21 protein-coding genes are annotated in these 21,662 nt (G+C 64.7%); 5 read left to right on the top strand and 16 right to left on the bottom strand.

All coding sequences use genetic code 11. From position 1 onward, the window contains the following. Nucleotides 1–20 precede the first annotated feature (20 nt). Together PPL01S_RS02255 and PPL01S_RS02250 are read right to left on the bottom strand one after the other, a co-directional pair. Complete coding sequence (locus tag PPL01S_RS02255; protein ID WP_028625227.1) at nt 21–3,086, bottom strand: efflux RND transporter permease subunit; 3,066 nt, start codon at nt 3,084–3,086, stop codon at nt 21–23. Nucleotides 3,087–3,092: 6 nt separating this feature from the next. After that, nucleotides 3,093–4,193: an efflux RND transporter periplasmic adaptor subunit gene (locus PPL01S_RS02250; RefSeq protein ID WP_028625226.1), complete on the bottom strand. Its 1,101-nt coding sequence runs from the start codon at nt 4,191–4,193 to the stop codon at nt 3,093–3,095. A gap of 169 nt (nt 4,194–4,362) precedes the next feature. Between PPL01S_RS02250 and PPL01S_RS02245 the strand changes: the two genes are divergently transcribed. Further along, nucleotides 4,363–5,004, top strand: a complete 642-nt coding sequence (locus PPL01S_RS02245) for a TetR/AcrR family transcriptional regulator (RefSeq protein ID WP_016392331.1) — start codon at nt 4,363–4,365, stop codon at nt 5,002–5,004. 82 nt (nt 5,005–5,086) lie between these two features. Here the strand turns inward: PPL01S_RS02245 and PPL01S_RS02240 are convergent, their stop codons facing one another. Further along, nucleotides 5,087–5,863: a class I SAM-dependent methyltransferase gene (locus PPL01S_RS02240; protein WP_016392332.1), complete on the bottom strand. Its 777-nt coding sequence runs from the start codon at nt 5,861–5,863 to the stop codon at nt 5,087–5,089. 104 nt (nt 5,864–5,967) lie between these two features. Between PPL01S_RS02240 and PPL01S_RS02235 the strand changes: the two genes are divergently transcribed. Beyond that, entirely contained in the window at nt 5,968–6,588 is a 621-nt protein-coding gene (locus PPL01S_RS02235) for a hypothetical protein (protein WP_028625225.1), read from the top strand. A 2-nt stretch (nt 6,589–6,590) separates the two neighbouring features. Here PPL01S_RS02235 and PPL01S_RS02230 read toward each other — a convergent pair whose 3' ends face one another. The 7 genes from PPL01S_RS02230 to ppc all read right to left on the bottom strand — a co-directional run bounded on the left by PPL01S_RS02230 (nt 6,591) and on the right by ppc (nt 13,857). After that, the gene (locus PPL01S_RS02230) at nt 6,591–7,277 is read right to left on the bottom strand and encodes an extensin-like domain-containing protein (RefSeq protein WP_028625224.1); all 687 of its coding nucleotides are present in this window, start codon (nt 7,275–7,277) and stop codon (nt 6,591–6,593) included. 6 nt (nt 7,278–7,283) lie between these two features. Continuing rightward, nucleotides 7,284–8,114 carry an isocitrate lyase/PEP mutase family protein gene (locus PPL01S_RS02225; protein WP_016392335.1) on the bottom strand — a complete coding sequence of 277 codons (831 nt, stop codon included), beginning with the start codon at nt 8,112–8,114 and terminating at the stop codon, nt 7,284–7,286. 30 nt (nt 8,115–8,144) lie between these two features. Next, complete coding sequence (locus PPL01S_RS02220) at nt 8,145–9,014, bottom strand: DUF72 domain-containing protein (RefSeq protein WP_016392336.1); 870 nt, start codon at nt 9,012–9,014, stop codon at nt 8,145–8,147. A gap of 3 nt (nt 9,015–9,017) precedes the next feature. Further along, nucleotides 9,018–9,305: a hypothetical protein gene (locus PPL01S_RS02215; protein ID WP_016392337.1), complete on the bottom strand. Its 288-nt coding sequence runs from the start codon at nt 9,303–9,305 to the stop codon at nt 9,018–9,020. 131 nt (nt 9,306–9,436) lie between these two features. Continuing rightward, entirely contained in the window at nt 9,437–10,111 is a 675-nt protein-coding gene (tsaB, locus tag PPL01S_RS02210; RefSeq protein ID WP_028625223.1) for a tRNA (adenosine(37)-N6)-threonylcarbamoyltransferase complex dimerization subunit type 1 TsaB, read from the bottom strand. 210 nt (nt 10,112–10,321) lie between these two features. Then, entirely contained in the window at nt 10,322–10,972 is a 651-nt protein-coding gene (gene adk, locus PPL01S_RS02205; RefSeq protein ID WP_016392339.1) for an adenylate kinase, read from the bottom strand. Between the two features lie 257 nt (nt 10,973–11,229). Then, nucleotides 11,230–13,857, bottom strand: a complete 2,628-nt coding sequence (gene ppc, locus PPL01S_RS02200) for a phosphoenolpyruvate carboxylase (protein WP_028625222.1) — start codon at nt 13,855–13,857, stop codon at nt 11,230–11,232. 169 nt (nt 13,858–14,026) lie between these two features. On the opposite strand from ppc, the gene PPL01S_RS02195 reads away from it, so the two are divergent. From PPL01S_RS02195 to lptF, 3 genes are all read left to right on the top strand, one after another. Then, complete coding sequence (locus PPL01S_RS02195; protein WP_016392341.1) at nt 14,027–14,371, top strand: hypothetical protein; 345 nt, start codon at nt 14,027–14,029, stop codon at nt 14,369–14,371. 276 nt (nt 14,372–14,647) lie between these two features. Continuing rightward, nucleotides 14,648–15,061, top strand: a complete 414-nt coding sequence (locus PPL01S_RS02190) for a DUF4398 domain-containing protein (protein ID WP_016392342.1) — start codon at nt 14,648–14,650, stop codon at nt 15,059–15,061. A gap of 49 nt (nt 15,062–15,110) precedes the next feature. After that, a complete protein-coding gene (gene lptF / locus PPL01S_RS02185) occupies nt 15,111–15,902 on the top strand; it encodes a lipotoxin F family OmpA-related lipoprotein LptF (RefSeq protein WP_016392343.1) in 792 nt (263 codons plus the stop codon). 122 nt (nt 15,903–16,024) lie between these two features. Here the strand turns inward: lptF and PPL01S_RS02180 are convergent, their stop codons facing one another. From PPL01S_RS02180 to lysS, 6 genes are all read right to left on the bottom strand, one after another. Then, nucleotides 16,025–16,351, bottom strand: coding sequence for a PA3694 family proteiin (locus PPL01S_RS02180; protein ID WP_016391417.1), 327 nt, complete (start codon nt 16,349–16,351; stop codon nt 16,025–16,027). Continuing rightward, nucleotides 16,348–17,271, bottom strand: a complete 924-nt coding sequence (locus tag PPL01S_RS02175; protein WP_028625221.1) for an alpha/beta hydrolase — start codon at nt 17,269–17,271, stop codon at nt 16,348–16,350. Before PPL01S_RS02175 ends, PPL01S_RS02180 begins: the two co-directional genes overlap by 4 nt. Then, nucleotides 17,243–18,562 (bottom strand): flavohemoglobin expression-modulating QEGLA motif protein, encoded by a 1,320-nt coding sequence (locus tag PPL01S_RS02170; RefSeq protein WP_171817226.1) that lies wholly within the window; start codon nt 18,560–18,562, stop codon nt 17,243–17,245. The genes PPL01S_RS02175 and PPL01S_RS02170 overlap by 29 nt, the downstream gene beginning before the upstream one ends. 96 nt (nt 18,563–18,658) lie before the next feature. Continuing rightward, nucleotides 18,659–19,207 (bottom strand): hypothetical protein, encoded by a 549-nt coding sequence (locus PPL01S_RS02165; RefSeq protein ID WP_028625220.1) that lies wholly within the window; start codon nt 19,205–19,207, stop codon nt 18,659–18,661. Nucleotides 19,208–19,236: 29 nt separating this feature from the next. Continuing rightward, the gene (locus PPL01S_RS02160) at nt 19,237–19,941 is read right to left on the bottom strand and encodes a TetR/AcrR family transcriptional regulator (RefSeq protein ID WP_016391421.1); all 705 of its coding nucleotides are present in this window, start codon (nt 19,939–19,941) and stop codon (nt 19,237–19,239) included. A 183-nt stretch (nt 19,942–20,124) separates the two neighbouring features. Then, nucleotides 20,125–21,627, bottom strand: a complete 1,503-nt coding sequence (gene lysS / locus PPL01S_RS02155; RefSeq protein ID WP_016391422.1) for a lysine--tRNA ligase — start codon at nt 21,625–21,627, stop codon at nt 20,125–20,127. Nucleotides 21,628–21,662 lie beyond the last annotated feature (35 nt).

Genomic DNA, 21,662 nt, shown 5'->3' with positions numbered 1-21,662 from the left:
AACGCCCTCCCCTGCAATCTTCAGCCCTTCCTGACCCTGAACCACGCCGCATACAACGCCGGCAGGAACAGCAACGTCAGCACGGTAGCGACAATCAATCCCCCCATGATCGCCACCGCCATCGGCCCGTAGAACACACTTCTCGACAACGGAATCATCGCCAGCACCGCCGCCAGCGCCGTCAGCACGATCGGCCGGAAGCGTCGCACCGTGGCCTCGATGATCGCCTGCCAGCGGTCCAGCCCGGAGGCGATGTCCTGTTCGATCTGGTCCACCAGGATCACCGAGTTGCGCATGATCATCCCCGCCAGGGCGATGGTGCCGAGCATGGCGACGAAGCCGAACGGCTGGCGGAACACCAGCAGGAACAGGGTCACGCCAATCAAGCCCAAGGGTGCGGTGAGAAACACCATCACCGTGCGCGAGAAGCTGCGCAGCTGAATCATCAGCAGGCTGAGCACCACCACGATGAACAACGGCATGCCGGCGTTCACCGAGCGCTGCCCGCGCTCGGCGTCCTCGACCGTACCGCCGACCTCCAGCAGGTAACCGTCGGGCAGCTTGTCCTTGATCGCCTGCAAGGTCGGCGCAATCTGCCTGACCAGGGTCGCCGGCTGCTCCTTGTCGTAGATATCGGCGCGCACGGTCACCGTCGGCAAGCGGTTGCGGTGCCAGATGATGCCTTCCTCGAAGCCGTACTCCAACGTCGCCACCTGCGACAGCGCCACGCTCTGGCCGTTGTCGGTGGGCAGCGCCAGGCTGCCCAGGTTGCCGAGTTCGCTACGCTCTTGCTGAGTGCCGCGCAGGAGGATCTCGATCAGCTCGTTGTCCTCGCGGTACTGGCTGACCGTGGTACCGGTCAGCGAGCTCTGCAGGAACGTGGACAGCTGCGCGGTGCTGACGCCAAGGGCGCGCGCGCGGTCCTGGTCGATCTCCAGAAACACCGCCTTGCTCGGCTCTTCCCAGTCCAGGTGAACGTTGACCACATGCGGGTTCTCGCGCACCTTGTCCGCCACTTCGCGGGCCAGTGCACGGGCCTTCTCGATGTGCTCGCCGGTGACCCGGAACTGCACCGGATATCCCACGGGCGGGCCGTTCTCCAGCCGAGTGACGCGGGCGCGCAGGTCAGGGAACTGCTGGTCCATCGTGGCGATCAGCCAACTGCGCAGGCGTTCGCGGTCTTCCATCGATTTCGCCAGCACCACGAACTGGGCGAAGCTGGCGGCTGGGAGCTGTTGGTCCAGCGGCAGGTAGAAACGTGGCGAACCCGTACCGACATAAGCCACGTAGTTGTCGATACCGTCCTGCTGCTTGAGCAACGCTTCCAGTTGCTTGACCCGCTCGGCGGTATTGGCCAGCGAAGCGCCTTCAGCGAGCTTGAGGTCGACCATCAGCTCTGGGCGCGCGGAGGCCGGGAAGAATTGCTGGGGCACGAAACGGAACAGCAGGATACTGCCGACGAAGGCTGCGATGGTCAGCAGGATGACCGTCTTGCGCCGCCGCACGCACCACTCCACCACTCGCCGCACGCGTTGGTAGAACGGCGTGCCATACGGGTCTGGCGCTCGCCCATCCTTGCCGTGGCGTGCCGCATGCAATTTGGCCAGGTCCGGTAGCAGGCGTTCCCCCAGGTAGGGCACGAAGACCACGGCCGCCACCCACGAGGTCAGCAGCGCGATGGTCACCACCTGGAAGATCGAGCGGGTGTATTCACCGGTGCTCGATGCAGCGGTGGCAATCGGCAGGAAGCCGGCAGCGGTGATCAGCGTACCGGTGAGCATCGGGAAGGCCGTGCTGGTCCAGGCGTAGCTGGCCGCCTTGAGCCGATCGAAGCCCTGCTCCATCTTGATCGCCATCATTTCCACGGCAATGATCGCGTCGTCCACCAGCAGGCCCAGGGCCAGCACCAGCGCCCCGAGCGAAATCTTGTGCAGGCCGATGCCGAAGTAGTGCATGGCGGCGAAAGTCATGGCCAGTACCAGGGGGATGGCCAATGCCACCACCAGGCCAGTGCGCAGCCCGAGCGAGAAGAAGCTCACCAGCAGCACGATGATCAGCGCTTCGACCAGCACCTGGACGAACTCGCCGACGCTGGCCTTGACCGCAGCTGGCTGGTCCGAGACCTTGCGCAGTTCCATGCCGGCCGGCAGGTTGCGCGCCAGACGCTCGAATTCGCCCTCCAGGGCCTTGCCAAGCACCAGGATGTCGCCACCCTCCTTCATCGAAACGGCCAGACCAATGGCATCTTCGCCCATGAAGCGCATGCGCGGCGCGGGCGGGTCGTTGAAGCCGCGGTGCACCTCGGCGACATCACCGATGCGGAAAGTGCGATCACCGACTCGAATAGGGAACTGGCGAATCTGCTCGACACTGTCAAAACGCCCGCTGACCCGCAACTGCAGGCGCTCGCTGGGCGTCTCGAAGAAGCTGGCGGCGCTCACGGCATTCTGGTCACGCAGCGCCTGCTGCACAGACTCCAGCGGCACGCCGAGTGTGGCCAGCTTGAGGTTGGACAGCTCGATCCAGATCTTCTCGTCCTGCAAGCCGACCAGCTCGACCTTGCCCACATCCTTGACCCGTTGCAGCTGGATCTGGATGCGGTCGGCGTAATCCTTGAGCACCGCATAGTCGAAGCCGGTGCCGGTCAGTGCATAAATATTGCCGAAGGTGGTGCCAAACTCGTCGTTGAAGAAGGGCCCCTGGATTTCCGGCGGCAAGGTGTGGCGGATATCCGCGACCTTCTTGCGGATCTGGTACCACAGTTCGGGAATGTCCTTGGAATGCATCGAGTCACGGGCCATGAAGGTGACCTGGGACTCACCCGGCCGGGAGAACGAAACGATCTTCTCGTACTCGCCGGTTTCCATCAGCTTCTTCTCGATGCGTTCGGTGACCTGACGCGACACTTCCTCGGCCGTGGCCCCCGGCCACAGGGTGCGGATGACCATGGCCTTGAAGGTGAACGGCGGGTCTTCGCTCTGGCCCAGCTTGGTGTAGGACATGGCACCAATGGCTGCCAGCAGGATCATCAGGAACAGTACGATCTGGCGATTGCGCAGCGCCCAGGCGGAAAGGTTGAAACCCATCGGGACTTACTCCTTGGCCGTCAGGTTCACTACACGGTTGGTGCGATCCACTGGCTGCACCTGCTGCCCTTCGCGCAGTACATGGCCGCCGGCGGCGACCACCCAGTCGCCGGGTTTGAGGCCCTCGAGCACCGGCACGCTTTCCGCTCCGTAAGGCCCGAGGCGCACCACCGCGCGCTCCAGGCGGCTGTCCTGGTTGACCCGCCATACATAGGCCTGGCCATTTTCTGCAGTCACCGCCGACAAGGGCACCGACAGCGGGATCGTCCCGTCATGGGCGATGAACACCCGCGCACTCTGGCCCAGTTCTGCCGGGACCTTGGCCGACGTGAAGGCGATGCGCGCGGCGAAGGTGCGCGAACGCGGGTCGGCAGCAGGCGACAGCTCACGGATACGCCCTTCGAATCGCTGGTTGGGGTGTGACCACAGCTCGACGCTGACCTGCTGCCCCACGGCAAAGCGGGCGAACTGCTGCTCCGGCAGGCCGATGGCAACCTCGCGCTCGCCGTCGGCGGCCAGGGTGAACACCGTTTGTCCGGCGGCTACCACTTGGCCCACCTCGACCTGACGCTTGGCAATGACGCCCGCCTGCGGTGCGCGCAACACGGCGTATTCGGCCTGGTTGCCGGCCACGTCGAACTCGGCCTTGGCCTGTTTCAGGCGAGCCAGGCCGGCGCGGTAGAGATTTTCGGCATTGTCATACTGGGAGTGGCTGACCATCTGCCGCTCGAGCAGTTTCTGGTAGCGGTCACGCTCGGCGCGCACCAGCGACAGGTTGGCTTGGGCGGCTGCCATCTGGGCACGGTTGGCTTCCAGTTGCAGGCGCACGTCTTGCGGGTCGAGCTCGGCCAACGGCTGTTCGGCCTTCACCCGCTGCCCCTCCTCGACCAATCGCTTGTTGACCTTGCCGCCAATACGAAAGGCCAGCTCCGGCTCGAAGCGCGCACGCACTTCGCCGGGGTAACTGTCGGCAGCGGCTCCGGCCGGCTGCGGCTGGACCACCAAGGCCGGGCGCGGTGCAGCGGGCGGCGCGGTTTCCTGTCCGCAGGCCGCGAGGAGCAGCACAGCAGCGGCAGGCAGAACGAGAGACAAGGCATGACGCAACATGATGAATCCTTTCGCGACGAGCGCACGGAATATTTGTACTGGCGAGTATATTAAGTCAGGGGACCGGGGCCGGGAAGCCGACGTCGGAAAGAAAATCAAGATCAACGGGTGCTCGCAGCCTACAGCCGGAAGCCGACTTAGCCGGTAAGATGTGCGCCCCTTCAACCAGATGCGGACTCCAATGCCCAACGACGCACCCAACGGCCCCGGCCGGCCCAAGGACCTGGCCAAGCGCGAGGCGATCCTCGAAGCCGCCAAGACGCTGTTCCTCAGCCTTGGCTACGCCAACACCAGCATGGATGCGGTCGCTGCGGCGGCAGGTGTTTCGAAGCTCACGGTCTACAGCCACTTCAACGACAAGCAGACCCTGTTCGGCGCAGCGGTCATGGCGACCTGCCAGAACCAGCTGCCCGACCTGATGTTCGAGTACCCCGAAGGTGCGGCGGTTGAAGAGGTATTGTTGAGCATTGCCCGAGGCTTCCAGGCGCTGATCAGCAGTGACGAAGCGGTCAAGCTAAGCCGCTTGATCATGGCCCAGGGCAGCCAGGATCCGAGCTTTGGCGAGTTCTTCTACGAGGCCGGGCCCAAGCGCGTGCTGACGGGGATGGAAGCACTGTTACGCGGGGTGGATGAGCTCGGGTTGTTGCGCATCGACAATCCGTTGCGGGCGGCCGAACACTTTTTCTGTCTGGTCAAGGGCGCGCCGGACTACCGGTTGTTGCTGGGGTGTGCGGGACCGCTTGAAGGAGACGAAGCCGAGGCGCATGTGCGCGAGGTGGTCGGGGTGTTCATTCGGGCATTCCGGCCCTGATTTTCTGACTGGCTTCACTGGCCCTATCGCCGCGGTTCGTCGCCACGGCGATAGGGCCAGTCGCTTCAACACTGCATCCGGATCAAGCCTTCAGCGCTTTCTTGGGATAGATGTCATACCGGCTCGACTTGCCTTCCAGGCTATGGCTCGGCTTGGCCCCGTCGATGATCGGCGCCTTGCGCGGCCGCTTCACCACCACCCGGTGACTGGCCAGGGCAAGCGCGGCCTCGAGCAACGCCGGCGCATCCAGGTCGTCGCCGACCAGGGGCCTGAACACGCGCATTTCTTTCTTCACCAGTGCGCTCTTGTCCCGGTGCGGGAACATCGGATCGAGGTAGATCACCTGCGGCGGCTCACCTTCCCAGTTGCGCATGCGCTCGATGGCATTGCCAGTGAGCAGGCGCATGCGACCGACGATCGGGCCCACCTCTTCATCCAACCGGGCCCGCGCCAGGCCGTCTTCCAGCAAGGCGGCAATCAGCGGCTGACGTTCGATCAGGGTCATCTGGCATCCCAGGCTGGCCAGTACGAAGGCATCCTTGCCCAACCCTGCCGTGGCATCCAGCACCTGCGGTCGTATGCCTTGGGAAATGCCCACGGCCTTGGCGATCATCTGCCCGTTGCCACCACCAAACTGGCGCCGGTGCGCTGCCTGGCCCTCGACGAAGTCCACACGTACCGGCCCGGGCGCCTGTGGGCCCAGTTGCTGGATCTGCAAGCCTTCGGCGCCCACCTGCACGGCGAAACCGGCGGCATCGTCCTGCAGCGGCAGGCCCAGACGCTCGGCCCATACCGTGGCCTGTTGCGCATACTCAGCCGACATCGCTTCGACCCTGATACCCGTGCCTTGCTCTTCCATCGTCCACACCTGAAAAATCAAACCAAGCCCTTAATGAATCGGCAGCAGCGGCCGATACAGGCAATATCCCGCTATTCTGCCAGAGCACAACGCGCGCGACTGCCATGACAGATACTCTTCCCGTCGGCTTGACCTACCTGTCGCCTGTCGGCAACTACGGTCGGCAGAATACCCAGGCACTGGGGGGCGTCAGCCACCTGTGGCAGGATTTCTTTGCCCGCGCCATGGCCGAGCAGCAAGCACAGGCACCTGACAGCGTCAGCCAGGCACTGGTGCAGTACGACAAGGACAGCGGCGAGCCGATCGGCGGCGCCAAGGCCCTGGCCCTGATCGAATCCCAGCGCGCCTGCCCCGTGCACGACACCCTGATCGCACCACCCGAGCCGCTGTTCCTGCCCAAGGCCGAACTCGAAGCCCACTTGCTGGAGCCGGCGCCGGAACCGTTCAGTGCCGCCGAGATGATCCAGCAGCAGCGTCAGCTCGACATCAGCAATACCTGGTTGCGCCCGGTAGTCATGAGCCAGGGCCAGCCCCTTGGCGAGCCTGGCCCTGCACCTTCTGCGCGCCCGCTGCATTTGCCCATCGCGGAGTTCGACATGGACCTGCTTGACCCCGCGCCGGAGCCCTACGACGCGCCGACGATGGCCAGGCAGCAGAACGACCTGGAATTCGACATCCACTGGGCACGCCCGGTGGTGCTGAACAACGTCCGCGTCCACGCCTGAAGTCAGCGGCAGACCTGCCACAACCCCATGTCCAGGTGAAAGTGGTCATGGTGGGCGGCATTGTAGTCCGGGCCCAGCACCGTACTGAAGCTGGCGCATGCCGCCTGCTGGACCTCACGCAGGAACTGCGCCTTCTGTCCGCCCGCCTGCCAATCCCGCGCCAGCACGATCCGTTGGCCATCCTGCAGCCGAAAGCCGCTGATATCCAGGGCGTTGGCCGTGGCGTGCTGGCTCAGCCGCCCCTGCTTGCGATGATAGACATTGCGGCAGGCAAAACTGCCCAGGTGCTCGACCTGCGTCACCGGCTGGCCGAAGACCCGCTGCGCGATGGGCTGCAGGCCGTGCGCCTCGAACAACGCATAAGCCACTGCCAGCGGGCAACTGGCGAGGAAACTGCTGCTCAGGCGCGCCTGCCCTTGCTCGATGCGCCAGGCATTCTGCAGCGGGCAGTTGGCCGTTGCCGGGCTGTCGGCCTGCGCCTTGTAGCGCAGGGCACTGGTCTCCAGCGCCTGGCGACACAAGCCCGGGTCCTTGCGCAAGCGGGCCAGCTTGTAGGGCGTCAGCAGATTGGGCGGCTGGCGCACGTCCAGCGCTGCCCAAGGGTTCCAGGCCCCCGGCAGGCGCCAACCGGATAACCAGGCCACGCCCGCCGCCAGCAGCAGCAGGCCTAGCCAGGCCAGCGCGCGCACGGCACCTCAGCGGCGGAACAGGTCGTTCAGCTCGGCGAAGGGCAATGCCTGCTCGCCATAACCGAACGTACCCTGGTCGCGAATTTCCAATGCCGCCCGCTGGAACGCGCCCAGCGCCGCACGAGCCAGCGACGAGCCCACGCTGATACGGCGCACGCCCAGGTCCTGCAACTGGTTGACGCCGAGCGGCACCCCCGCCAGCCCCATCAGCACATTCACCGGCTTCGGCGCCACGGCCTGCACCACCGCGCGAATCTCGTCGACGCTGCGCAGCCCGGGGGCATACAGCACATCGGCACCCGCCTCGGCGTAGGCCTGCAGGCGCAGGATGGTGTCGTCCAGGTCCATGCGACCGTGCAGCAGGTTTTCCGCGCGGGCGCAAAGGGTGAACGGGAATGGCAGGCCGCGCGCGGCCTGCACGGCGGCACGCACGCGCTCCACAGCCAGGCCGAAGTCGTAGATGGGCGCTTCGCTGCGGCCACTGGCATCTTCGATGGAGCCGCCTACCAGGCCCGTCTCGGCCGCCCGCAGGATGGTCTGGGTACAGTCTTCGGGCAGGTCGCCGAAACCGTTTTCCAGGTCGGCGGTTACCGGCAAGGCCGTTGCATCGACGATCAATGCGGCGTTGTCCAGCGTCTCGTCCAGGCTCAAGGCCCCTTCGGCGTCTGGCCGACCGAGGCTGAAGGCAAGCCCTGCACTGGTCGTGGCCAGCGCCTCGAAGCCCAGGCTGGCCAGGAGCTTGGCGGAACCTGCATCCCACGGGTTGGGGATGACGAAGGCACCCTCACGCTCGTGCAGCGCCTTGAAGGCTTCGGCTCGCAGGGTTTGTACATCCATGGTCAGAACCTCCGGCTGGTCAGGGAATGGTCAGAGTAGTCCCAGTTGTTCGACCTCGGGACCGCGCGGCAATTCCGGCAAAGCGCCAAGGCCTGGCAGGCGCGCCATCAGCCGCTGGTGGAAACGCTGGGCCAGCGCGGCGGCCAGGCGGTTGTCGGAGGTGTGCAGGAACACATAGGGGCTGCGCCCTTCCTCGATCCAGGCGGCGACCTTGTCCACCCAGGGTGTGAGAAAGGTTTCGTTGGCCTCAAGTTCAGGATGGCCGATGAAACGCACCTGCGGGTGCTGGCTGAACGCGGCAGGACGCGGCGGCACCTTGGGCTTCTTCGATTGGGCATGAAGCACGGCGGGATCGCGCGCGGTGCAACTGAACAGGGCACGTGGATCCAGGCAGATGCGCTCCACGCCACGCTCGTGCAACAGGCGATTGAGCACCCGCTCTTCCTCACCCTTGGCGAAAAAGGCCGGATTGCGCACTTCCACTGCCACCTGCGCGCCGATCTCGTCGAGAAAGCACGCGAGCTCGGCCAACCGCGCAGGCCCGAACTGGGCAGGCAACTGCAGCCAGTACGGCGATACACGCTGGCCCAGCGGGGCCATCAGACGGGTGAAATCGAACGCAGATTCCAGCTGATCACGCAGGTCGCCCTCGTGGCTGATATCCCTGGGAAACTTGGCAGTGAAGCGAAAGTGCGCCGGCATGACCTGTGCCCAGCGCGCGAGGGTGCCAGGGGCAGGACGGGCGTAGAAAGTGGTGTTGCCCTCGACGGCATTGAACACCTGGCTGTAGTAGCCAAGCATCTGGTTGCTGGTGGCATCGGCGGGATACAGGTAGTCGCGCCAGGCGTTTTCGCTCCAGGACGGACAACCAAGGAAATAAGGCAGGGGTGATGGACTCATCCATCAAATGTACAGGTCGAGCCCCACCACTTCCATGTCCCAATCGGTAAAACCTGCGGTACTGAGGTAGCTGGCAAGCGCCGTGGCGGTGCGCCTGTCACAGGCGCGGGGAAACACCCTGTCTTGCTGGCGGGCCGGCAGGCCACCGGGGCGTCGGCGCGTCACCGGTTCCTGAACGACCTCGCCCTCTTCGATCAGCTCGGCGTCATCGATGCTCTCATCGCGCACCGTTGCCTTGCGCGGGGTGCGCTTGACCGGGTAGGACTGCGATGAAAAACCGTCGATACGCATGGTGTGAGCACTCAGGACCAGTGATGGCAATTTAGCAGCATCAGGAATCCGTCGCTAATGCTCGAGTGATAACTGGACCACAGTTCGCGCCAAAGGTTTTATCGACAACCGCGATAACCGACGAACTGCACTCAGCGCGCCTTGGGCGTGGCTACATTATCGCGCAGGTAGACCGGTTGCGCCTGGTCGGCTGCGATCGCCTCGCCGCGTGCCCAGGCGAAGCGAGCGAGTTCGAGGATGTCCAGGGCATTGGGCAATGCCGCCAGGTTGCTGGCACTGGCTTGTACGGCCAGGCGCTCGGCGTAACCCCAGCCGGTACCCGCGCCGTACCAGTCGCCGCCGCTGCCCTCGGGCAATGCTGCGCGCTCCGGAGGCAACACCGCTTCCAGGCCTTGCAGGCGCATTTCGCCATCCACCGCCTTGTAGCAACCCCAGTACACCTCGTCCATGCGCGCATCGATGGCAGCCGCGACCTGCTGCACCCCGTGCTCGCGCAACGCACCCTGGGCCAGCGCAGCCAGGTTGGATACCGGCAGCACCGGGCGTTCGAGGGCGAAGGCCAGGCCCTGCACCACGCCGATGGCGATACGCACGCCGGTGAAGGCACCCGGGCCACGGCCGAAGGCGATGGCGTCGAGGTCGTTCAGCGCCACACCGGAATCGGCCAGCAACTGCTTGATCATCGGCAGCAGCTTTTGCGCGTGCATGCGCGGGATGACCTCGTAATGGCTGGTTACCTTGCCATCATGCAGCAGCGCGACGGAACAGGCTTCGGTGGCGGTATCCAGGGCCAGCAGGGTGGTCATCGAACGGGTATCCAGGAGCAAGTGAAAAGAGCGGCAGTATAGAGGAGGTACGGCGCTGTGTCGTCAAGGGGCCGCTGTGCGGCCCTGTCGCCGGCAAGCCGGCTCCCACAGGTTTCGAGGGCTGTGCAGTACTTGCCGGCGATGGGTTGCATCGGCAGCCCCAAAACGACAACGGCCCGCAAGCGGGCCGTCGTGATGCGCGGTGCCGGATCAGCTCAGGGCTGCCATGACCTTGGCGGTGATCGCTTCGACCGAACCGACGCCTTCGATGTGGCTGTACTTCGGCTTGCCGGCGTTGGCGGCCGACAGCTTCTGGTAGAAGTCCACCAGCGGCTTGGTCTGGCTGTGGTAGACCGACAGACGATGACGCACGGTCTCTTCCTTGTCGTCGTCGCGCTGGATCAGGTCTTCGCCGGTCTCATCGTCCTTGCCTGCCACTTTCGGCGGGTTGTACTGAATGTGGTAGGTGCGGCCCGAAGCCAGGTGCACGCGGCGACCAGCCATGCGGCCGACGATTTCTTCGTCGTCGACGGCGATTTCGACCACGGCGTCGATATCGACACCGGCCGCGACCATGGCTTCAGCCTGCGGGATGGTCCGCGGGAAACCGTCGAACAGGCAGCCATTGACGCAATCCGGCTGGGCGATGCGCTCCTTGACCAGGCTGATGATCAGCTCGTCGGAGACCAGCTGGCCAGCATCCATGACTTTCTTCAGTTCCAGGCCCAGTGGGGTGCCGGCCTTGACGGCGGCACGCAGCATGTCACCGGTGGAAATCTGTGGAATACCGAACTTCTCGGTGATGAACTTTGCCTGAGTACCTTTACCGGCCCCGGGAGCTCCCAGCAGAATTACGCGCATCTCGTGCTCCTCAAATTTTTGTATGAAATTCAATGGATTCGGCAATCAGGGCCAAGTCCGGAAAATCGGGTATGACCATAAATCGGTCAGAAGGCTGCTCAAGATACACAGCGCCCGGCAGCCAGACAAGCGCCACAAAGTTGCAGGAATGTGCCATCGGCAACCTCGGTTGTGGGTGGTTGCGCCCGGCGCAACCACCCACTTCCCCTCGCCCTGGCCCCGGGCACATCCCGAGACCTGGGCACCCCGGCATGGCCTCAGCCGGTATTGCGCAGGCCCGCCGCGATACCCGCCACGGTCACCAGCAAGGCTTGCTCCAACGGGCTGTCCAGAGCGGCTTCGCGGCTGCGCGAGCGCGCCAGCAACTCGGCCTGCAAGCGGTGCAGCGGGTCCAGGTAGGTGTTGCGCAGGCTGATGAATTCCCGGGTCTCGGGGCTGTGCGCCAGTAGCACCGGCTGCCCGGTCAGGCCCAGCACCACCTGGCAGGACTGCGACAATAGGTCGCGCAGGTGCACACCTAAAGGAAGCAAGCCCGGTTGCACCAGACGTTGGTCGTAGGCCTCGGCGATCTGCGCATCGGCCTTGGCCAGGACCATCTCCAGCATGTCGATGCGGGTGCGGAAGAACGGCCACTGTTCGCGCATCTGCGCCAGCAGCTTGCCCTGGCCGCGCGCCAGGGCGTTGCTCAGCGCCGTCTCCCAGCCCAGCCAGGCGGGCAGCATCAGGCGGGTCTGGGTCCAGCCGAAGATCCACGGGATCGCCCGCAGGCTCTCGATGCCACCGGCGCGGCGCTTGGCCGGGCGGCTGCCCAGGGGCAGGCGGCCGAGTTCCTGTTCAGGCGTGGACTGACGGAAGTACTCGACGAAGTCGGGATTGTCCCGTACCACGCCACGGTAGGCCTTGAGGCCGTCGGCCGCCAGCTGGTCCATCAGCTCGCGCCAGGCTGGCTGCGGCGGCGGTGGGGGCAGCAGGGTAGCTTCGAGCACCGCCGCCAGGTACAGGTTGAGATTCTGCTCAGCGATGCCCGGCAAGCCGAACTTGAAGCGGATCATCTCGCCCTGCTCGGTGGTGCGAAAACGCCCCGACACCGACCCCGGCGGCTGCGACAGGATCGCCGCGTGGGCCGGGCCGCCACCGCGGCCCACGGTGCCGCCGCGGCCATGGAACAGCAGCAGCTCGACCTGATGCTCACGGCAGATGCGCACCAGGCTCTCCTGGGCACGGTACTGAGCCCAGGCGGCGGCGGTGGTGCCGGCGTCCTTGGCCGAGTCGGAATAACCGATCATCACTTCCTGCGGCCCGCGCAGGCCAGCTCGGTAGCCCTGCAGGCCGAGCAGGCGCTCCATCACCGGCCCGGCGTTGTCCAGGTCGGCCAGGGTCTCGAACAGCGGCACCACGCGCATGGGCCGGGTCAGCCCGGCCTCCTTGAGCAGCAGCTGCACCGCCAGCACGTCGGAGGCGGCACCGGCCATCGAGATGACATACGAACCCAGCGAAGCGCCCGGCGCGTCCGCGATTTCGCGGCAGGTGGCAAGCACTTCGGCAGTGTCCGCCTGGGGCTGGAAATGCGCAGGAAGCAGTGGCCGGCGGCTCTTCAGCTCGGTCTGCAGGAACGCGATGCGCTGCTCCTCATCCCAGTCGCCATAGCTGCCCAGGCCCAGGTAATCGGTGATCTCAGAGAGTGCATCGCGGTGCCGGGCGGCGTCCTGGCGCACGTCCAGGCGGCCGAGGAACAGCCCGAACGTCACCGCACGGCGCAATGTGTCGAGCAAGGGTCCATCGGCGATGACGCCCATGCCGCATTCATGCAACGACTGGTAGCACAGCTCCAGCGGGGCGATCAGGTCGCGGTTGTCCACCAGCACGTCGGCGCCAGCCGGCGGGTTGCTGGTCAACGCGGTGTGCGCCCAGGCACGCGTCGCTCGCAAGCGGTCGCGCAGTTGCTTGAGCACGGCTCGGTAGGGTTCGGCGCTGTCCCCTACCCGCTCGTGCAGGGCAGCGCTGGCCCGCTGCATGGATAGCTCGGCCGCCAGCGCGTCGATATCGCGCAGGAACAGGTCGGCCGCCATCCAGCGTGCCAGCAGCAGCACTTCGCGGGTCACGGCAGCGGTGACGTTCGGGTTGCCGTCGCGGTCGCCGCCCATCCACGAGGCAAAGCGAATGGGCGCGGCCTCCAGCGGCAGGCGCAGGCCGGTGGCCTCGAACAACGCCTTGTCGACCTTGCGCAGGTGGCTGGGAATGGCCTGCCACAGCGAATGCTCGATGACCGCGAAGCCCCATTTGGCTTCATCCACCGGCGTTGGACGGGTACGGCGGATTTCTTCGGTGTGCCAGGCTTCGGCGATCAACCGGCGCAGGCGCTCGCGCACCTGCTCGCGCTCGGTGGGCGTCAAGTCGCGATGATCCTGCACCGCCAACTGGCCGGCGATGGCGTCGTATTTCTGGATCAGCGTACGACGGGCTACCTCGGTGGGATGCGCGGTCAGCACCAACTGGATGTCGAGCTTGGCCAGCTGACGGGCCAACGCATCGTCCTTGTGCCCGGCTTGCTTGAGCCGCGCCAGCAGCTCCGGCAACACCCGCGCCTCGAAGGGCTCCCCCTGCTCGGCATCGCGGCGGCGAATGAGCTGGTACTGTTCGGCCATGTTGGCCAGGTTGAGGAACTGGTTGAAGGCGCGCGCCACCGGCAGCAGGTCTTCCTCGGCAAGGTCTGCCAGGGTCGAGCTCAATTGCTCGCCCGGGCCGCGGCGGTCGGCCTTGGCACTGTGGCGAATATCCTCGATCTTCTGCAGGAACGCCTCGCCATGCTGCTGGCGAATGGTCTCGCCGAGCAACTCCCCCAACAGATGGACATCTTCACGCAAGCGCACATCGATATCGGTCATTGGCCCTCTCTTCGGCGCGGCTCGCCCGCGCGCTGCTCAGGTGACTGCATGCCCCAAGAGTGCCCACAGGCAAGGCGTCATGGCAAGCCGTGATCGGGCAAAGCAAACTAAAGTTAGAACAGAGCAGTCCCAAGCATTGCAGCCTTTGCAGGCGTCCACAGAGGTCACCATGAAAATCCGCGAACTCGCCCAGCACTGGGAGCAGAATGCCGCAGGCAGCCTGAGCCCCACCGGCCACACCTTGCACCTGGACCTGGAGTCCGAAGCGCGCCTGGCCGCGCTCATCGACATGTACCCCAAACGCACCGCCGAGGAACTGCTTGGCGAACTGGTGGCCGCCGCCCTGGAGGAACTGGAAGCCAGCTTCCCCTACGTGCAGGGCCGCAAGGTCATTTCGACTGACGAACAAGGCGACCCGCTGTTCGAGGACATCGGCTCCACACCCCGCTTCCTGGCCCTCTCACGCCGCCATCTGCACGACCTCAGCAACCCCGGCGATGACAGCGGCAATTGAGGCCCACCCTGGGTTCCGGGCGTTGTCACGGCCCGGAACCATCCCTTCCTCCCTCGAACATTCCCCGCCGCAGCGATTGCCTGCGCAGCCCGATGTCGTCGGCCAGCCCCGACAATTTTTCTGAACCATTCAAAAACGCCTTCAGTCCCAGCCAATAGCCATCACGCTAAAACCCTGCACAGCTGCTGTCGTGCACCGTTCGGCGCAAGTGCGGACTGAAGCCAGGGATTGAGCGATTGACTGCTACGGATATCGTCGTTTTTCAGGAGTGATCCAATGGAGCTGACCATCATGAAGACCCGCACCGCAAACACCTCATCCCCACATGTGCGCAGACTCAAGCTGGCCGCGCTGGCCCTGGGCAGTAGCCTGGTTCTGGCCGGCTGTGCCGGCAATCCACCCACCGAGCAGTACGCCGTGACCCAGTCCGCCGTGAATTCTGCCGTCAGTGCTGGCGGTACCGAATTCGCTGCCGTGGAAATGAAAGCCGCCCAGGACAAGTTCAAACAGGCCGAAATCGCCATGCACGACAAGCAGTACGACGAAGCCAAGCGTCTGGCCGAGCAGGCCGAATGGGATGCCCGCCTCGCCGAACGCAAGGCCCAGGCGGCCAAGGCCGAGAAGGCTTTGCAGGAAGCCCGCCAGGGTGCCCAGGACGTGCGTCAGGAAGGCATGCGCAGCGCTCAGTGAGCGCGGCACGTCGACTTGAGCCTTCGCAATCGATCAAAGGATGAACATTATGCGCAACCCCATCATGATTCCCGCCCTGCTGGCCCTGAGCGTCAGCCTCGCTGCCTGCTCCCATGACCCGAACCCGAACCTGGAATCGGCCCGCACCAACTTCTCGGCGCTGCAGAGCGACCCGCAGTCGAGCAAGGTCGCCGCGCTTGAAACCAAGGACGCCCAGGACTCGCTGAACAAGGCCGACAAGGCCTTCATGGAACGCGAGGACACCCGGCAGGTGGATCAGCTGGCCTACCTGACCAACCAGCGCGTCGAAGTGGCCAAGCAGACCATCGCCCTGCGCACCGCCGAAAACGAACTGAAGAACGCCTCGGCCGATCGCGCCAAGGCCAAGCTCGACGCCCGCGATGCGCAGATCGCCAAGCTGCAGGACAGCCTCAACGCCAAGCAGACTGACCGCGGTACCCTGGTGACCTTCGGCGACGTGCTGTTCGACTTCAACAAGGCCAACCTCAAGAGCAATGCCTACCCGAACGTCACCAAGCTGGCGCAGTTCCTCCAGGAGAATCCGGAGCGCAAGGTGAGCGTCGAGGGATACACCGACAGCGTAGGTTCGGCCAACTACAACCAGACCCTGTCCGAGCGCCGCGCCGCTGCCGTGCGCATGGCATTGGTACGGGCCGGCGTGGACCCGGCGCGCATCGTCGCCCAGGGGTATGGCAAGGAGTATCCGGTGGCGGACAACTCGAACAATTCGGGGCGTGCGCAGAACCGCCGGGTGGAGGTGACCATTTCCAATGACAACCAGCCGGTGGCACCGCGTTCGGTTAGCCAGATCCAGCAATAAGGTTTTTCATTGGCTGTACCGGCCCTATCGCCGGCAAGCCGGCTCCCACAGGGTTCTCCACGATATTCAAGGCTTGTGGAGTACCTGTGGGAGCCGGCTTGCCAGCGATAAGGCCGGTCGCATCACTGCACTTGCTGCGGCGTCTCCTCGCCCATGCAGCGCACCGCCCGCTTGCGGTTGTCGACCAGTACTCCGGTCAATCCTTTCTGCTCGGTATCGAACAGCACCAGCACGCCATCCACGCACTGCGCCACCTGCGCCGCCGGGTCGAGGGATACCTTGTAGTCCTCGCCAGGAATGGTCTTGAGCATGGTGAAATCCTGCAGCAGCAGCGCATCCTCGGGTTTGGCGAAATGCAGGTAGCCGTAGTACCAGAGGGCTCCCACCGTCACGACGATGCTGCCGATACCGGTCAGGATCAGTGGGATGGCGTTGCGTTCTTCACTCATTGCTTGTTCTTCTCGTCAGGGTAGTTGGGCACTTCGGCGAGCCGCCGCAGGCCGTTGAAATGGCTGGGATCATCCAGGAAACGCAGCATCACCTGGCGCCATACCGGGTCTGCGAAGGTCTGCACGTGGCCGCCGCGGGTCAGTTGCAACACCCGCGGTGGCGGGGCGTGCTGGTAGAGGCGTATGCCGCTGTCCATCGGCACCAGGTTGTCGTCGATGCTGTGAAAGAACAGCTTGGGCGGGGTGCTCAGGCGCTCGACCGAACGAATCGCGCTGTCGCCGTCCGGCACCAGCCAGGACAGCGGCACCTGCAGCGGCCAGGTCAGCCACGAAGTGCTGAGCGCGTAGCGGCCGACGCCACGATAACTGGCCGGCACGCCATCGAACACCAGGGCGCTGAAACGCTGCCGTTGTTCCGGGTGGGCTGCCAGGTAGTGGATGGCCATCGCCCCTCCCAAGCTCTGGCCCAGCAGTACCAAGGGCTTGCCCTTGACCTCGGGGGCTTGGTCGAGCCAGGTCATGGCCGCGGCGATGTCCTCGTAGACTTCCGGCAAGCCAGGCTCGCCCTCGGACAGGCCGTAGCCACGGTAGTCGATCATCAGCACCTGGTAACCCTGCTCCGGTAGCCAGTAGCTGCCTCCAAGGTGCCCAGGCAAGTTGCCGCCATTGCCATGCAGGTGCAGCACCGTGCCCTTGACCGCGACCCCCGCCTTGGCCGGCAGCCACCACCCGTGCAGGCGCACGCCATCGGCAGTCGTGAGGTGCACGTCGCGGTAATCGAGCTTGGCCCGCAAGGGGGTGAACGCCTGGCCCGGTTCGGGGTAGAACAGCAGGCTGCTGCAACCACCAAGCCCCAGCAGGAGCAAGCCCAGGACCAGCAGGCGGCAGCGCTCAGAGAATGTTCGCGTAGTCGGCTTCAATGCGATCCAGGCTCAGGTGGTTGAGGAAGTTGGAGAAGCACATCCATGCCGACAGCGCATTGAGGTCGCGGAACTGTTCGGGCAAGTACTTGGGCGGTTCGACCAGGCCCTCTTCGACCAGCTGACGCAAGGTGCGCATGTCTTCCAGGGTGGTCTTGCCGCAGAACAACAGCGGAATCTGCTCGAGCTTGCCCTTCTTCACGGCCAACTGAATGTAGTTGTAAACCATGATGAAACCCTTGAGATAGGACAAGTCCTTGGTGAAAGGCAGGCCATTGGGCACCGAGCCGCGGAACACCCGGCTGGCATTGCTGTAGCTCTGCGCCATCTCGAAGCCCTGCTCGCGGAAGAAGCCGAAGACCTGCAGGAAGTCGGCGCCCTCCTCGACCATGTGGATGGCGCGGGTGCGGTTGGTGAGCTTGCGCAGGCGGCTGGGATAGGAAGCGAAGGCGATCACCTCCATGAGGATCGCCAGGCCTTCCTGGGTCACCGTCGACGAGGGCGGGCCCTTGGCCAGGAAGGTGCAGATCGGCTGGTTCAGGCCATTGAGCGTGGTGCCCACGTGCACCAGCCCTTCATGCACTTCCAGCGCGCGTACATCGCGGCTGTTGAACATGGCGTCGCTGCGGATCTTGATGTAGTCGGCACCCGCCGCCGCATCGGCGACGATACCGTCGGACTCGAACACGCGGATGGTTTCCTCGGCCTCGCCGAACACCTTGTTCAGCCGCTGCTGGAGGATATTCACGGCTTCCTTGGCGGTGAGGTTCTTCGGCTCGTCCTTGAGGTCGCCGCGGCCATCGATGTTGTTCAGGTAGTCCGACAGCATCAGCCCCAGGTCGGCCAGGGTCGGGTCGCCAGCGTGGAAGGCATCGGAGGCGGCACCATACAGTTCCTGGGAGATCAGGCCGAAGTCTTCGGTGCCACGCGCTTCGAGCATACGCACCACCATGCGGTACTCCTTGCACATGCGCCGCATGATCTGCCCGACCGGGTTGAACTGGCCCAGTTGGCGGGTGATGTCGCGCTCGATGCTCTGGAACTCGGCCTTGACCGCGCTGGAGTCGAACGACAGCGGGCGCGACTGGTAATAGGCGCGGTCCACCGCTGGCGGCTCCTTGCCCTTGGCCTTGAGGAAGCCCTGGCGGATGCTGTCGTCCCATTTCACGGCGTCGAGCACGCGGATCGGGGTCTGCGCCGCGACGATGCGGTCGGACAGGGTGCGGATGGTCAGCTGGTACTCGTCCACCGGGGACTCCTTTCTAGAACAGGGCGCCTGTACCGGCCTCATCGACGCGGTTCGTCGCCACGACAAGCCGGCTCCTACAGGGTCCGTGTGGGAGCCGGCTTGTCGTGGCGACGAACCGCGGCGATGAGGCCCGCACGGTCATTTGCCGGAGCGCTGGAAGCGCGCCACCTCGACGAACAGGTCGGAATTGGCCGGGTCATCCAGGTAGGCCAGTACCCGCGCCGCCGGGCTGTCGATCAGCACGCCGGCGCCGTTGCCCTCCGGCACTTCGGTACCGCGTCCGGTCAGTTCTTTCTTCTCGACCGCCTGCTGCACCTGCTCGACATCGAGGTTGTAGACCACCAGCTCCTTGCCATCGACGATGTCGAAGCCGCCAATCAGGAAATTGCCGCCCAGGCGTTTCGGCACCCCGGCCGACAGGTACCAGCGGTTGCCGTGGCGCGAGACGGTAAACACATATTCTTCAGGCTTCTTGCCCTTGGCCGTGGCCACTGCCTTGTAGGCATCGGCGCCACTGCGGCTGATCACCAGCTGCAGCGGCTCGCCCCAGGCATCCTTGCAGCGCCACTTGCCCAAGAGGGCCTTGGGCGCCGCCTGGTTGCTCGGCAACGGCTCATGGAAGGTCACCAGACAACCGCCCAGCAGCAGGAATGACAACGTCAACAACACCACACGCCAGGCTTTCATCAGGTTCTCCTTGAAAGGTCGATCACGGCTCAGGCCGATGCCAACACCAGGTGCAGGTAACGGGTAAGCATAGCGAGCATCTGCCCATCGGCCTGTGCATCGGCATCCTTGAGCAGGCCCTGATATTCCATCTGCTCGATTATCGCCGTCAACATCTGGGCGTCCTGCTCCGGTTGCCGAGAGCCGACGACCTGAAGCAATTGCCGCGTGCCATGCAGCAGGATCTGCTCATGGGCGCACACCAGCTCGGCCAGCCGCGGGCACAACAGCGCCTCCTGGCGGAAGGCCTGCTCGGCCATGAGGAAGTCGCGGCGGGTGAGCAATTGGCGTGAAACATAGTCGGCGGTCATGCGCGCCACTTCGTCGGCCAGCCGCGCCCGGGAGTGCGCGCTGCCGTCGCCCTGGGCGAGCAACTGGCGCAACACCACCTCGGTGTTGGCCCAGAGCTTGGCCATGTAGGCAGCGCTGCGCTCGACGTACTGGGCGAAGGTATCGGTGAGCAGGTCCTCGATATCCTTGAAGTAATAGGTGGTGGCGGACAGCGGCACGCCGGCCTCGGCTGCCACGGCGCGGTGACGCACGCCACGCACGCCATCACGCACGACGATGCGCATGGCGGCGTCGAGGATGAGCTGACGGCGCTGCTCGCTGCCTTGACGGGCGGTCTTGCGGCCTTGGTATTGCACGTTTTCGGCGACGGCACTGGCGATGCCGGCGGCGCCTTGGTGGGGCATTGCGGGTGTCACTCTGAATACCTCATCGTTCGAGTCGTCGGCTGTCTGTACCGACCTCATCGCCGACAAGCCGGCTCCCACAAGGTCCCGTGGGAGCCGGCTTGCCGGCGATGAGGCCAGTAATGACAACATAAGCCTTCAGGCAAGAAAAAGCCGCCTCGAAAGGCGGCTTGTTCAGTTCACTCAGGCCTGTGGGCGCATGTGCGGGAACAGGATCACATCGCGAATCGACGGCGAGTTGGTCAGCAGCATCACCAGGCGGTCGATACCGATGCCCTCGCCTGCGGTCGGCGGCATGCCGTACTCCAGCGCACGCACGAAGTCGGCGTCATAGTGCATGGCTTCGTCGTCACCGGCGTCCTTCTCGGCCACCTGGGCCAGGAAGCGTTCGGCCTGGTCTTCGGCATCGTTGAGCTCGGAGTAGGCGTTGGCGATCTCGCGGCCGCCGATGAACAGCTCGAAGCGGTCGGTCACGGCCGGGTTGTCGTCGTTGCGACGGGCCAGCGGCGAGACTTCGAACGGGTACTCGGTGATGAAGTGCGGCTGCTCCAGCTTGTGCTCGACCAGCTCTTCGAAAATCATCACCTGCAGCTTGCCCAGGCCTTCGTGGCCGAGCACCTTGGCACCGGCCTTCTTGGCGATGTCGCGGGCGCGGTCGACGTCCTGCAGGTCGGCGGCGGTCAGCTCAGGGTTGTACTTGAGGATCGAATCGAACACCGACAGGCGTGCGAACGGCTCACCGAAGTGGAATACCTTGTCGCCATACGGCACGTCGGTGGTGCCCAGTACCAGCAGCGCCAGCTCGCGGAACAGTTCCTCGGTGAGGTCCATGTTGTCGCGGTAGTCGGCGTAGGCCTGGTAGAACTCGAGCATGGTGAACTCGGGGTTGTGTCGGGTCGAAACGCCTTCGTTACGGAAGTTGCGGTTGATCTCGAACACTTTCTCGAAACCACCAACGACAAGGCGCTTGAGGTACAGCTCCGGCGCGATACGCAGGAACATGGCCATGTCCAGGGCATTGTGGTGGGTTTCGAACGGCTTGGCCGCGGCACCACCCGGGATGGTCTGCAGCATCGGCGTCTCGACTTCGAGGAAGTCGCGCTCGATGAGGAACTTGCGGATGTGCGAGATCACCTGCGAGCGCACGCGGAAGGTGTTGCGGGTTTCCTCGTTGACCATCAGGTCGACGTAGCGCTGGCGGTAGCGCTGCTCGGTGTCGGTCAGGCCGTGGTGCTTGTCGGGCAGCGGGCGCAGCGACTTGGTCAGCAGGCGCACGTTGGTCATTTCGACGTACAGGTCGCCCTTGCCGGAACGGGCCAGGGTGCCTTCGGCGCTGATGATGTCGCCCAGGTCCCAGGTCTTGACTGCGGCCAGGGTTTCCTCCGGCAGGGTCTTGCGGTTGACGTAGACCTGGATGCGGCCAGTCATGTCCTGGATGACCATGAACGAACCACGGTTGAGCATGATGCGGCCGGCGACCTTGACCGGGATCGCGGCTGCTTCCAGCTCTTCCTTGGTCTTGTCCGCGTATTGCTTCTGCAGGTCGTTGCAGTAGCTGTCGCGACGGAAGTCGTTGGGGAAGGCGTTGCCCTTGGCGCGCTCGGCGGCAAGTTTTTCCTTGCGCAGGGCGATCAGGGCATTTTCTTCCTGTTGCAGGTCTTGCGCTTCGGTCTTGAGGTCGCTCATGTCGTCATTCTTTCCATCAGGTGTTCGTTGCCCTT

Source organism: Pseudomonas plecoglossicida NBRC 103162 = DSM 15088 (assembly GCF_000730665.1).
Lineage (GTDB): Bacteria > Pseudomonadota > Gammaproteobacteria > Pseudomonadales > Pseudomonadaceae > Aquipseudomonas > Aquipseudomonas plecoglossicida.
The sequence above is the reverse complement of the archived record's forward strand: the minus strand, read 5'-3'. Positions and strand labels throughout refer to the sequence as shown.

Excerpts from the sequence above, each read along its gene's own strand:
- PPL01S_RS02195 (WP_016392341.1), top strand. The coding sequence starts at position 14,027 with ATGAAAATCCGCGAACTCGCCCAGCACTGGGAGCAGAATGCCGCAGGC.
- PPL01S_RS02160 (WP_016391421.1), bottom strand. The coding sequence starts at position 19,941 with ATGCCCCACCAAGGCGCCGCCGGCATCGCCAGTGCCGTCGCCGAAAAC.
- lysS (WP_016391422.1), bottom strand. The coding sequence starts at position 21,627 with ATGAGCGACCTCAAGACCGAAGCGCAAGACCTGCAACAGGAAGAAAAT.
- PPL01S_RS02180 (WP_016391417.1), bottom strand. The coding sequence starts at position 16,351 with ATGAGTGAAGAACGCAACGCCATCCCACTGATCCTGACCGGTATCGGC.
- PPL01S_RS02225 (WP_016392335.1), bottom strand. The coding sequence starts at position 8,114 with ATGGATGTACAAACCCTGCGAGCCGAAGCCTTCAAGGCGCTGCACGAG.
- PPL01S_RS02235 (WP_028625225.1), top strand. The coding sequence starts at position 5,968 with ATGACAGATACTCTTCCCGTCGGCTTGACCTACCTGTCGCCTGTCGGC.
- adk (WP_016392339.1), bottom strand. The coding sequence starts at position 10,972 with ATGCGCGTAATTCTGCTGGGAGCTCCCGGGGCCGGTAAAGGTACTCAG.
- PPL01S_RS02250 (WP_028625226.1), bottom strand. The coding sequence starts at position 4,193 with ATGTTGCGTCATGCCTTGTCTCTCGTTCTGCCTGCCGCTGCTGTGCTG.
- PPL01S_RS02170 (WP_171817226.1), bottom strand. The coding sequence starts at position 18,562 with ATGAGGCCGGTACAGGCGCCCTGTTCTAGAAAGGAGTCCCCGGTGGAC.
- PPL01S_RS02240 (WP_016392332.1), bottom strand. The coding sequence starts at position 5,863 with ATGGAAGAGCAAGGCACGGGTATCAGGGTCGAAGCGATGTCGGCTGAG.
- PPL01S_RS02215 (WP_016392337.1), bottom strand. The coding sequence starts at position 9,305 with ATGCGTATCGACGGTTTTTCATCGCAGTCCTACCCGGTCAAGCGCACC.
- PPL01S_RS02165 (WP_028625220.1), bottom strand. The coding sequence starts at position 19,207 with ATGAAAGCCTGGCGTGTGGTGTTGTTGACGTTGTCATTCCTGCTGCTG.
- ppc (WP_028625222.1), bottom strand. The coding sequence starts at position 13,857 with ATGACCGATATCGATGTGCGCTTGCGTGAAGATGTCCATCTGTTGGGG.
- lptF (WP_016392343.1), top strand. The coding sequence starts at position 15,111 with ATGCGCAACCCCATCATGATTCCCGCCCTGCTGGCCCTGAGCGTCAGC.
- PPL01S_RS02255 (WP_028625227.1), bottom strand. The coding sequence starts at position 3,086 with ATGGGTTTCAACCTTTCCGCCTGGGCGCTGCGCAATCGCCAGATCGTA.
- tsaB (WP_028625223.1), bottom strand. The coding sequence starts at position 10,111 with ATGACCACCCTGCTGGCCCTGGATACCGCCACCGAAGCCTGTTCCGTC.
- PPL01S_RS02190 (WP_016392342.1), top strand. The coding sequence starts at position 14,648 with ATGGAGCTGACCATCATGAAGACCCGCACCGCAAACACCTCATCCCCA.
- PPL01S_RS02220 (WP_016392336.1), bottom strand. The coding sequence starts at position 9,014 with ATGAGTCCATCACCCCTGCCTTATTTCCTTGGTTGTCCGTCCTGGAGC.
- PPL01S_RS02245 (WP_016392331.1), top strand. The coding sequence starts at position 4,363 with ATGCGGACTCCAATGCCCAACGACGCACCCAACGGCCCCGGCCGGCCC.